Here is a 1,175-nt window from a genome sequence, read left to right as displayed (position 1 = left end):
CTTATCTTCTAAAGTTCCATCCAACGTAGTGAGGTGAATCGGAATCCCCAGTGCTTGCCAGGCGGAAAGTCCCGCACTTTTTAAAAACGACCGGTTTTCTCCTCCCCAAAACAAACGAACGCTCAGACCCTGAGCAAGTGCGCTTTGAGCGAGAGCATAAAGGGGAAATATGCCAATTCCTCCGGCAACCAGCCATAATTCCCCTGCTTCCGGCAAGGAAAAACCCTTCCCCAAGGGCCCCATAACGCTAAGCCGCTCCCCACATTGCGCCCGGGCTAAGATTTCGGTTCCCCGGCCTTGAATCCGGTAAAGCAAAGTAATTTCGTCTTGCTCCGGCGAAATTTTGGCTAAACTGAAGGGTCGCCTCAGCAAGGGGTCAAAGGACGGGATCGAAGAATCCTGAACCTGGACAGCTACGAATTGTCCAGCCTGCGCGGCTTTGGCAATCGGTCCTTTTAAAACCAGACGCCTTAGCATTTGCTCTTCCTCTCCCATGATTTCATGAATAACCACTAAGTTTTCTGTGAGCATCTGACCCCTCCTAATCGTAGTTCGTGGTTCGAAGTTCGTAGTTCGATATGATGATTCTCAAATGAAATAACTTTGAAGGATATCATTGGTTAGTTAACGAAGTTTTCTTTAAAAGGTTATAAGGGGTTGAAGGGATGTATTATACTGAAAAGCAAATTAATGAAGCTATTAAGAGATGTTGCATTAGAGCACCTTACGATTTCTCTGGACAAGTCGTCCATCCACCCAGACCATGACCGGAAACCCTTGTAAGGTTTTACCCAAAAATGGGGTATTGCGCGCTTTGGAAACCAACGTTAACGGATCAATCACCTCGGAGAAGTCAGGATCAAAGAGCACCATATCCGCCGGAGCCCCAGGGACTAACGATCCCCCCGGCAAACCAAACCTCTGTGCCGGAGAGAAGCTCCAAGCTTCGATCACTCGATCCGGAGAAATTCGTCCGGGTACCACTAAATGCCGCCATACCGCACTCAAAGCCGTCTCCAGGCTCGCAATCCCAAAGGGGGCCTCATCAAAGGGCCGGGTTTTTTCTGCCTGGGTATGTGGGGCGTGATCGGTCGCAATCATATCCAGTGTCCCATCACGAAGTCCTTCGATAAGGGACTCTCTATCCGTTCGAGAACCCAAGGGAGGATTAACTT

2 protein-coding genes are annotated in these 1,175 nt (G+C 49.4%); both read right to left on the bottom strand.

The annotated features are described in order from the left end of the window. The coding region (locus tag AC6I5A_RS00060; RefSeq protein WP_034610236.1) for a ferredoxin reductase domain-containing protein at window positions 1-531 on the bottom strand (531 nt) is incomplete at its 3' end. 183 nt (window positions 532-714) lie between these two features. Further along, window positions 715-1,175: dihydroorotase (locus AC6I5A_RS00055; RefSeq protein WP_034610232.1), on the bottom strand; the 461-nt coding region annotated here is incomplete at its 5' end.

This window comes from Desulfosporosinus sp. Tol-M2, assembly GCF_059735615.1.
Note: the sequence above shows the minus strand (reverse complement) of the source record. Positions and strands in the feature narration are given on the sequence as shown.